Origin of the sequence: Rhodovulum sp. (genome assembly GCF_011048875.1) — a bacterium.
Taxonomy (GTDB): domain Bacteria; phylum Pseudomonadota; class Alphaproteobacteria; order Rhodobacterales; family Rhodobacteraceae; genus Rhodovulum; species Rhodovulum tesquicola.
The window spans coordinates 1-8,184 of sequence record NZ_DSDD01000152.1 but is presented as its reverse complement, the minus strand read 5'-3'; the positions used below and the strand labels follow the sequence as shown (position 1 = coordinate 8,184).

Sequence of the window (8,184 nt, the reverse complement as noted above, 5' to 3'; positions counted from 1 at the left end):
GACAGGCCGCACATGCGAAAGGGGCCGGTTTCCCGGCCCCTTGCGACATGCTTGCGGCGACGACGCCCGCTCAGTTCGCCTGACGGCGCAGGAAGGCGGGGATCTCGATGCGTTCCTGTTCGGGATCCAACTCTTCCTCGTCGCGATGGTTCAGCGCAGGCCCGCGGCCATAGACCGGGGGCTGATGGCGCACGCTCGGGGAATGCCCGCGTTCGGCCGCGCCGGGGCCATGGCCGGACATCCGGTTGATCAGTCCGCCGATGCCGAACCGGCCCCGGCCTTCCTCGGCCTGCGGCTGGGGCGCGGCGCGCTGGGCAGTGACCGGGGCGCTGCCCTCCTGGCGGGGCGCCGCCTTGCCGACGGCCTCGCGCAACCGTTCGAGACGCGCCATCGCCTCGGGCGTCGGCTGACCGGGCGCGCGCGGACGCGGCGCGACAAAGGCGGCCTCGGCTTCGGGCTCGATCTCTTCGGCAGGCTGGTAGGCCGGCGGCGGAACATCGTCCGGCGCGGCATCCACGGGTGCCTGGGCCGCAGCCGCCGCGGCGGCCGGGTCGAACCCCTCGAACAGCGAGGGCTCCTGCGCGGGGGACTGCGCCGCAACGGGGCGGGTCTCGGCCGGTTCCGCAGCCTTCGGTGCGGGCGCCGCAGCGGGCGCCGCCGCCGCGGGCCGGTGCAGAGGCTCGCTCATCGGGCGGCGCGGAACCGGCATTTCGGCGGGTTTCTCGGCCGCGTCGATGCCCGTGGCGACAACCGACACCCGCATCATGCCCTCCATTTCCGGATCCAGCGTCGAGCCGACGATGATGTTGGCGTCCGGGTCCACCACATCGCGGATGCGGTTCGCGGCCTCGTCCAGTTCGAACAGCGTCAGGTCGTACCCGCCGGTGATGTTGATCAGCACGCCCTTGGCACCGTTCAGGCTGACCTCATCCAGCAGCGGGTTGGCGATCGCCTTTTCGGCGGCCTGGATCGCGCGTTCCTCGCCGCTGGCCTCGCCGGTGCCCATCATCGCCTTGCCCATCTCGTCCATCACCGAGCGCACATCGGCGAAGTCGAGATTGATCAGACCCGGCCGCACCATCAGGTCGGTCACGCCCTTGACGCCCTGGTAGAGAACGTCATCGGCCATCGAGAACGCCTCGGTAAAGGTGGTCTTCTCGTTGGCCAGGCGGAACAGGTTCTGGTTCGGGATGATGATCAGCGTATCGACGACCTTCTGAAGGGCGTCCACGCCTTCCTCGGCCTGGCGCATCCGCTTGGCGCCCTCGAACTGGAACGGCTTTGTCACAACGCCCACCGTCAGCACACCCAGTTCGCGCGCCGCCTGCGCAATGATCGGGGCCGCGCCGGTGCCGGTGCCGCCGCCCATTCCCGCGGTGATGAAGCACATATGCGCCCCGGCGAGGTGATCGACGATCTGCTCGATGGATTCCTCGGCCGCGGCCGCGCCGACCTGGGGCCGCGCGCCTGCGCCCAGACCCTCGGTCACCCTGACCCCCATCTGGATGCGCTGCGGCGCGTTCGACTGCTTGAGGGCCTGTGCGTCGGTATTCGCCACCACGAACTCGACGCCCTCAAGGCATTTCTCGATCATGTTGTTGACGGCGTTGCCGCCTGCGCCACCGACACCGAAGACCGTGATCCGGGGCTTCAGCTCGTCTTGCTCGGGCATGGATAGGTTCAAAGCCATTGGTTTTTCCGCCTGCTGTCTTTTCTAGTGCCCCGCCGGGCGTTTTCCCCTAAATCTTGCGCAATTCTACGCAAGGGCTCACAGATCGTCACCAAAAAAACACGGTTCCCACACAAAATGTGCAACCGCCTTGAGGTTGATACGCGGGATTTCGCCTATCGTGCCACATTTCGCGGTTACCAGTTCTCCCTGAACCACCTGACCGCCCGCTTCAACGAGCGCACCGGGTAGCGTTCTGCGGGGATGTCGAAATCCCACCATTCGTCCTGCGGATGGGCCGCGAACAGACACAAGCCCACAGAGGCCGCGAATCCCGGCCCCGTGGCCGATTGCGGCAGGCCCTGGATGCGCAGCGGTCGGCCGAAACGCACCTGCTGGCCCAGGATGCGCGCCGCCAGCCCGTCGAGGCCCGGGATCTGGCTGCCCGCGCCCGTCAGCACGATCTGGCGCGAGGGCAGATGATCGAACCCCGCCACATCCAGCCGGACGCGCACCTCTTCCAGGATCTCCTCGACCCGCGGGCGCATGATGCCGATCAGTTCCGTCCGGCTGATCCGCCGCGTGTCGCGCTCGTAATCGCCGCTGTCGCCGCCCAGGTCGATCATCTCGCGATCGTCCACCCCGGTCGCGACCACGCCGCCATGCAGCGTCTTGATCCGCTCGGCCGTGGCGACCGGCACATGCAGCCCTTTGGAAATGTCCGAGGTGACATGCTCGCCGCCCATGCGCACGCTGTCGGCATAGATCAGGTGCTTCTTGATGAAGATCGACAGCCCCGTGGCCCCGCCGCCCATGTCGATGCAGGCCGCGCCCAGTTCCTGTTCGTCCTCGACCAGCGCCGACAGGCCCGCGGCATAGGCCGAACTGGCCAGCCCCGCCAGTTCCAGGTCGCAGCGCTTGACGCATTGCACAAGGTTCTGGATCGCGCCCGCATCCACGCTCAGAAGATGCATGTCGCAGGCCAGCCGGTTGCCGGTCTGCCCGCGCGGATCGACCAGCCCCGACCGATGGTCCAGTGCGAAATTCACCGGCTGGGCATGCAGCACCTCGCGCCCCGGGCCGATATCGGGCATCTCGCAGGCCGACAGCACACGCGCGATATCGGCCTCGGTCGCCATGCTGTCGGCAAGCTCCACCTGCCCGTCCAGCCCGTAGGAGCGCGGCTCGCCCCCCGAGAAACAGGCGATCACATGATCCACCCGCACCTGCGCCATCTTCTGCGCGGCCTGAACGGCGGTGCGGATCGCGCGCTCGGCCTCGTGCATGCCGTGGATCTCGCCGAAACGCACCCCGCGCGAACGTGTCGTCGCCGCGCCGATCACCCGGAACCGCGACTGGCCCGCCAGCGCGCCGATCTGCTCGACGCCGCCCACCGGCCGGATGCCGTCAAAGCGCAGCACAAGGCAGGCGATCTTGGAACTGCCCACATCCAGGATCGCGATCACGCCCCGGTCCATCGCCTGCTTGCGCATCCGCCGCATCGCCCGCTGCGCCTGGTAGAGATCAGTCATCCGTTGATCGCTCCTGCCCCTGATCTTCTGATCTTCCTGAATTCCTCGACCGCGTCCGGCGCCAGCCGCACCGTCGGCCGCCCCGGATTGCGCAGATCGACCACCGCGATGTCGCGCCCCAGCATGTCGGTCACGCCATCCAGCGCGATCACCCGCTCCAGCGCCGCCACCGCGTCCTGCCCGGGCAAGAGGATGCGCTGGTTGCGGTCCAGCACGACGTCCCAGCGCCGTTCGCCTACCCGCACCAGCCCGCGCAGCCGTTCCTCGATCGGCGCGGCGGCCGCGACCAGCGCCAGCGCCTCGGGCACCGCACGCTGCGCGCCCTCGCCCGCGATCAGCGGCAGATCGGCGCGCAGGCTGCGCGTCTCGATCGGCGCGACCCGGTTGCCCAGCGCATCCAGCAGTTCCAGCCCCGCGGCCCCCCGCCAGACCACCGCCGGAACCCGCTCGACCACCTTCAGCTCCAGCACGCCACCCGGGCGCACCCGCAATTCGGCGGTCTCCACGGCATCCAGCGCCTCGACCGTCCGGCGCATATGCTGCAGGTCCAGATCGAAGGAGGATACCGGGAAGTCGAGCGGCAATATCTCGCGGATCTCCGCATCGATCAGCGCAGAGGCGCCCTTGACCGCCATCATCTTGACCATGAATTCGGGCCGCGTCTCGACCTGGCGGCGAATGTCGGCGATCTGCCCCGCGACCTCGGCCCGCCGGTCGGCATCGGAAAACCACAGCGCCGGGATCGCCAAAACCGCCGCCAGCGGCAGCCCGCGCAGCACCGCAAGCCGGAACAGCGGCGTCAGCCAAAGCCGCTGCATCCGGTAGGTCAACCGCGAGGGCGCCGGATCGCGCGGCGGCAGGATCACCGCGCACATGAGGCATCCTCCACGATCCAGCGGCAGAGCGCGCCGAACGATATCCCGCAATGACGCGCCTGTTCTGGGCTCAGCGAGGTGGGCGTCATGCCGGGTTGCGTGTTCGTCTCCAGCAGGATCAGCCCGTCCAGCCCGCGCGCCTCGTCCCAGCGGAAATCCGTGCGGCTCAGCCCCCGGCAGCCCAGCGCGCGATGGGCGCGCAGTGCGTAATCCAGACAGGCATCGAAAACCTCGCCGGGCAATTCGGCCGGGACGACATGGCGCGAGCCGCCCATCGCGTATTTCGCGTGATAATCGTACCAGCCGTCGGTCAGGATATCGGTCACGCTCAGCGCCCGGTCGCCCATGACGGTCACGGTCAACTCCCGGCCCGGTGCATAGGCTTCGACCATGACCAGATCAGGCATGTCCTCGCCCATCCGCGGCGGCGTGTTCGCATCGGCCAGCACGATATGGATGCCGACCGAGGATCCCTCGTTGTTGGGCTTGACCACATAGGGCGGCGGCAGGACATGGTGCGCGCCGACCTCGGCCTTGCGCGCGATCACGCTGTCCACCACCGGCAGACCCGCGGCGCGATAGACCTCCTTGGTCCGCTGCTTGTCCATCGCCAGCGCCGAGGCCAGAACGCCCGAATGGGTATAGGGCAGGCCCAGCCACTCCAGCAGGCCCTGCACGCAGCCATCCTCGCCCCAGCGGCCATGCAGCGCGTTGAACACGACATCGGGGGCACACTCGTCCAGACGCGCGGGCAGATCCTGCCCGGCGTCGATCTCGACGACGTCAAAACCTTCCCCACGCAGCGCCCGGGCGCATTCGCGCCCCGAAGACAGCGACACCTCGCGCTCGACCGAGGGGCCACCCATCACTACCGCCACGCGGAGGGCTGTCCTGCTCGACCTGCCCGCCACCTTTGCCTCTTGTCCCGGGGCGTCTGTCGGCCCCGTTCGCCTATTCGTTGTCAGGGGCCGGTTCGCCGACCCTCATGATTTCCCATTCTAACTGTATTCCGGCATTTTGAAAAACCCTTTTTCGGACCTCCTCGCCCAGCCCTTCCAGATCCGCCGCACTTGCCCGCCCGGCATTGATCAGGAAATTCGAATGCTTCTCCGACATCTGCGCGCCGCCCCGTCGCGCGCCGCGCATCCCCGCCGCGTCGATCAGCGTCCAGGCCTTCAGCGCGTGGCTGTCATCCGCCCGCCCCGTGGAACTGAACCCCGCCGGGTTGCGAAAGGTGGACCCCGCGCTGCGCTCCTTCGTGGGCTGGCTCGCGTCGCGTTTCGCGATCTGATCGGCCATCGCCGCCTCCAGCGCGTCAGGATCGCCCTGCGGTCCCTCGAATGTGGCCTCGATCAGCACCCAGCCTTCGGGCAGGTCGGTCTGGCGATAGCGAAAGCCCAGATCGGCTGCGTCCAGCATCACGATCCGGCCATCCCGCGTCACCGCCCGGGCCGAGACGAAGACATCGGCCACATAGCGCCCGTAGCAGCCCGCATTCATCCGCACCGCCCCCCCCACGGCACCGGGAATGGTGCGCAGGAATGTCAGGTCCACGCCTGCCTCGGCCGCACGCCGCGCCAGATGGGCATCCAGCGCCGCCGCCCCGGCACGCACGCGGCACCCCTCGATGGAAATGCCATTGAACGCGCGGCCCAGCCGGATCACGACGCCGCGGATCCCGCCATCGCGCACGATCAGGTTCGAGCCCACCCCCATCGGAAATACCGGCACATCGGCGGGCAAGGCGGCGAGGAAGGCGGCCAGATCCTCGGCATCCGCAGGCTGGAACAGCCAGTCCGCCGGCCCGCCCACGCGCAGCCAGGTCAGATCGGCCAGCGGCCGGCCCGGTGTCAGGCTGCCGCGCGCGGCGGGCATCGGGGTCATCTGTCGCGTCCGATCCATGCGCCGAGGGCATAAAGCAGCCCCGAAAGCACCGCAACGCCCGCCCAGGGGCCGATCACCGACATCGGCGCAACCGGACCGCCCGCAACGCGGACCAGCGCCGCCCAGGTCAGCCGGACGAAGACCGAATAGCCCCCGATCAGCGCCAGGAATTCGGGCAAGGCCCGGCGCAACCCGTGCGACAGCGCAGCATAGACCACGATCGGCCCCGCCGCCCAACCGGCAAAGACCAGCAATACGGTCATTCCTCGCGCCGGCCGCGGCGCAGGGGACGCGCGAGCCAGCGCAGCAGGTAAAGCGTGGGCCAGCGCAGCACCGACACCCCCGCCGCCATCGCCACCATGCCCAGCATCGGGCCGTTCTGATAGGTGACATACCCCAGCAGCGGGATGCCCAGCGCGATCAGCCCATAAGCCGCGGGCCAGTGATACCGCCGAGGCAGCATCCCCAGCCCGGCCGCGACAACGATCCACAGACAGGCCAGGATCAGCGAAACGGTCATGGCGTGGCCTCCTTCTCCGCGCGACGGATGTCCCCCGCCCCGCTCATGCCAGCCCCCCAAGCGACAGCACCAGCGCCGCAAGCGCCCCGCCCAGACCCGCCCAGGGCACCCAGGCGGGCACCCGGAACGGCGCCTCGGGCGCGCGGCGCTTGAGCACGATCAGCGACAGGTTCACCACCGCGAACACCATCAGCAGCACGACCGAACTCGCCCCCGCAAGGGCCGCGACCGGCAGCACAAGCGCCGCGACCAGCACCGCGCCACCCACGACAAGCGTTGCCAGAACTGGCGTGCCAAACCGCGGATGGGCATGGTGGAATGCCGCCAGCCGCGCCTCGCTCCGGCCCAGCCCGAACAGCACGCGCGCGGCCATCACTACCTGCGCCAGCACCCCGTTCAGCGCCGCCGCCCCCGCGATCAGCGACAGGAACCCCGCCGACCCGCCCGTGCCCCGCTCCCAGATCAGCGCCAGCGGGCGCTCGCTCGCGGCCAGGTCGGCCACGGGCACAGCGCGCAGGGTCACGATGGACACGACCGCATAGACCAGCGTCGTGATCGCCAGCGCCAGCAGGATCGCGCGCGGCAATATGCGGGCGGGGTCGGCGACCTCCTCGGCCATGTTCACCATGTCCTCGAAACCGATGAAGGCGAAGAAGGCCAGAACCGTGGCCAGCCCCAGCCCCGCCAGCGGCAAGGGGCCCGGCCGGATCCAGTCCTCCACCGGCGCGGCCAGGAGCCCGGCACAGACCACCAGCCCCAGCCCGATCAGTTCCACCACCGTCAGCACCGCGGCCAGGACAAGGCTTTCCAGAACCCCCAGCACCGCCACCAGCACCAGCCCGCCCCCCAGCGCCAGCATCAGCGGCGCGAAAGGCAGGCCAAGCACCGCCACCAGATAGCCCGTGCCGCCGCGCAGCACCGCCGCGGCCGAAATCGTGCCCGCCAGCACGATAGCCAGTCCCACCGCCACCGCCAGCCCGTGCAGCCCCAGCGCCTGCTCGACACAGGACGCCTCGCCCGCGGCCTCGGGGATGCGCGCCGAGAGTTCCGCATGGGACAGCGCCGCAGGCGCCGCGACCAGCGCCGCCAGCAGGAAGGCCAGCGGCGTCCACACCCCCACCACACCCGCAATCGCGCCGACAAGCACATAAATGCCCGCCCCCACGATCACCCCCACCCCGTAAGCCGTCAGAAGGCCAGGCTCGATGCGCCGCTTGAGGGTTTGGGTCATCCGATGCCCCCAAGGACTCGAGGGCGCTGCGGATCGCCGCGACGATATCGGCCAGCGATTTCACCCGCTTGAACTGCCGGTCCGCCCGGTCCACCGCTGCTCCGGCCTTGCCTGCGGCCTCGGAGGATGTCTCGATGAACCTGCCCAGCGCCAGCCCCGTGCTGCCAAGGCTTTCGGCAAATCGGTCCTCAAGCACCTCGCGGAACGCGTCGGTCGAGGCTTCGGCAATCGCGGCGCGAAATTCTTTCACCTCGCGCAGCATGTCGCGAAAGACATTCAACCCGTCCTGATCCAGCGCCACCAGATCGTCCGAGGGCGAGGATTCCATCCGCGCGATCACGTCGTCGAACAGCGCGACCACCGCGTCCTGATCGACATGGTCCAGCGACAACTCCGCCAAGGGGGCCAGCGCGGTATGGGACGGCCCGAAATGCTTGCGTGTCACGCTGCGCATGAGGGAAAGCGCATCATCG

Annotated in this window: 9 protein-coding genes; 1 reads left to right on the top strand and 8 read right to left on the bottom strand. The window is 69.1% G+C overall.

Annotation, left to right across the window (positions count from 1 at the left end):
- Positions 1-70: 70 nt before the first annotated feature.
- The 8 genes from ftsZ to ENN83_RS05415 form a co-directional block, all read right to left on the bottom strand.
- Positions 71-1,690 carry a cell division protein FtsZ gene (gene ftsZ / locus ENN83_RS05450; RefSeq protein WP_287184962.1) on the bottom strand — a complete coding sequence of 540 codons (1,620 nt, stop codon included), beginning with the start codon at positions 1,688-1,690 and terminating at the stop codon, positions 71-73.
- 176 nt (positions 1,691-1,866) lie between these two features.
- Positions 1,867-3,201, bottom strand: coding sequence for a cell division protein FtsA (ftsA, locus tag ENN83_RS05445; protein ID WP_287184961.1), 1,335 nt, complete (start codon positions 3,199-3,201; stop codon positions 1,867-1,869).
- Positions 3,198-4,076, bottom strand: a complete 879-nt coding sequence (locus ENN83_RS05440; protein ID WP_287184958.1) for a cell division protein FtsQ/DivIB — start codon at positions 4,074-4,076, stop codon at positions 3,198-3,200. The genes ftsA and ENN83_RS05440 overlap by 4 nt, the downstream gene beginning before the upstream one ends.
- Positions 4,064-4,942: a D-alanine--D-alanine ligase gene (locus tag ENN83_RS05435; RefSeq protein WP_414707625.1), complete on the bottom strand. Its 879-nt coding sequence runs from the start codon at positions 4,940-4,942 to the stop codon at positions 4,064-4,066. The genes ENN83_RS05440 and ENN83_RS05435 overlap by 13 nt, the downstream gene beginning before the upstream one ends.
- 85 nt (positions 4,943-5,027) lie before the next feature.
- Positions 5,028-5,960, bottom strand: a complete 933-nt coding sequence (gene murB / locus ENN83_RS05430) for a UDP-N-acetylmuramate dehydrogenase (RefSeq protein WP_287184964.1) — start codon at positions 5,958-5,960, stop codon at positions 5,028-5,030.
- On the bottom strand, positions 5,957-6,223 hold the full coding sequence (locus tag ENN83_RS05425; protein WP_287184952.1) for a hypothetical protein: 267 nt from the start codon (positions 6,221-6,223) through the stop codon (positions 5,957-5,959). Before ENN83_RS05425 ends, murB begins: the two co-directional genes overlap by 4 nt.
- Complete coding sequence (locus ENN83_RS05420; RefSeq protein ID WP_287184949.1) at positions 6,220-6,480, bottom strand: DUF2484 family protein; 261 nt, start codon at positions 6,478-6,480, stop codon at positions 6,220-6,222. The genes ENN83_RS05425 and ENN83_RS05420 overlap by 4 nt, the downstream gene beginning before the upstream one ends.
- A 43-nt stretch (positions 6,481-6,523) precedes the next feature.
- A complete protein-coding gene (locus tag ENN83_RS05415; protein WP_287184947.1) occupies positions 6,524-7,711 on the bottom strand; it encodes an APC family permease in 1,188 nt (395 codons plus the stop codon).
- Between ENN83_RS05415 and ENN83_RS05410 the strand changes: the two genes are divergently transcribed.
- The coding region (locus ENN83_RS05410; RefSeq protein WP_287184945.1) for a hypothetical protein at positions 7,686-8,184 on the top strand (499 nt) is incomplete at its 3' end. The two genes, ENN83_RS05415 and ENN83_RS05410, sit on opposite strands and share 26 nt — an antisense overlap.

Bases quoted from the DNA above. Each gene is read 5' to 3' on its own strand.
- ftsZ (WP_287184962.1), bottom strand. From the start codon at position 1,690: ATGGCTTTGAACCTATCCATGCCCGAGCAAGACGAGCTGAAGCCCCGG.
- ftsA (WP_287184961.1), bottom strand. From the start codon at position 3,201: ATGACTGATCTCTACCAGGCGCAGCGGGCGATGCGGCGGATGCGCAAG.
- ENN83_RS05440 (WP_287184958.1), bottom strand. From the start codon at position 4,076: ATGTGCGCGGTGATCCTGCCGCCGCGCGATCCGGCGCCCTCGCGGTTG.
- ENN83_RS05435 (WP_414707625.1), bottom strand. From the start codon at position 4,942: ATGGGTGGCCCCTCGGTCGAGCGCGAGGTGTCGCTGTCTTCGGGGCGC.
- murB (WP_287184964.1), bottom strand. From the start codon at position 5,960: ATGACCCCGATGCCCGCCGCGCGCGGCAGCCTGACACCGGGCCGGCCG.
- ENN83_RS05425 (WP_287184952.1), bottom strand. From the start codon at position 6,223: ATGACCGTATTGCTGGTCTTTGCCGGTTGGGCGGCGGGGCCGATCGTG.
- ENN83_RS05420 (WP_287184949.1), bottom strand. From the start codon at position 6,480: ATGACCGTTTCGCTGATCCTGGCCTGTCTGTGGATCGTTGTCGCGGCC.
- ENN83_RS05415 (WP_287184947.1), bottom strand. From the start codon at position 7,711: ATGACCCAAACCCTCAAGCGGCGCATCGAGCCTGGCCTTCTGACGGCT.